The 678-nt window shown below is 40.4% G+C and carries 1 protein-coding gene; it reads right to left on the reverse strand.

Annotated elements, in window-relative coordinates; all coding sequences use genetic code 11:
- Window positions 1-264: 264 nt before the first annotated feature.
- Window positions 265-564, reverse strand: a complete 300-nt coding sequence (locus CQA40_RS10765) for a hypothetical protein (protein WP_115520816.1) — start codon at window positions 562-564, stop codon at window positions 265-267.
- Window positions 565-678: the final 114 nt, after the last annotated feature.

Consider the following 678-nt stretch of genomic DNA (forward strand, 5'->3'; position numbering starts at 1 on the left):
CCCACAACCATAGCGCAAAATCTCATTCCTAGCACCAACAAGAGAGAATGTGGCGTTAGGCTTAAGGTTTTGCCTGCTTTGAAGCAAAGTCTATTCATTTGACAAAGTTGGAGATGCGAGTAGACCGCTATGGCTGTAGGAAATGTAAAAATGCCTTTTGTGTCGTGTTTGCCTTTTGCTAGCACTTGCTTTTATGTTGGCTTTTTTGTAATCTGTCATATTTAGGTTTCGCAAGAAACCGAAATATCTCTAGATTCTGCTAGGCTATTTTGTGTTGTCATATTGAGCGTAAGCGAAATATCTCAAAGAATTATATGAGATTGCAAAAAGCATAGAAAAAGCCGCAGATTTGCAAAATCTATTTGGAATCTTTTTTGAGATACTTCGGTTTGTGCCAAACCTCAGTATGACAAGAAATAAAAAGCCCCTTAGAGTAAGTGTGTTTGGCTTCTTTAAACCCCCTCCCTTTGCGGAGGGGGTTTGGGGGTGGGTAAGTCTTTCGTCATTACGCGTTGATTGTTCGTCATTGCGAGCAAATGCGTTAGCAAATTCGTGGCAATCCATAATGTTTGCTAATGTTTCTTGTGGATTACTAAAGAAACTGCGCTACGCTTGTTTTGCCACGCTCACTTTACTCGCTCGCAATGATAAAAAACAGCGCAAAACAACAATGACGAA

The organism is Helicobacter sp. MIT 01-3238, from assembly GCF_003364135.1.
In the GTDB taxonomy this organism is placed as follows: domain Bacteria; phylum Campylobacterota; class Campylobacteria; order Campylobacterales; family Helicobacteraceae; genus Helicobacter_B.

Excerpts from the sequence above, each read along its gene's own strand:
- CQA40_RS10765 (WP_115520816.1), bottom strand. The coding sequence starts at position 564 with ATGGATTGCCACGAATTTGCTAACGCATTTGCTCGCAATGACGAACAA.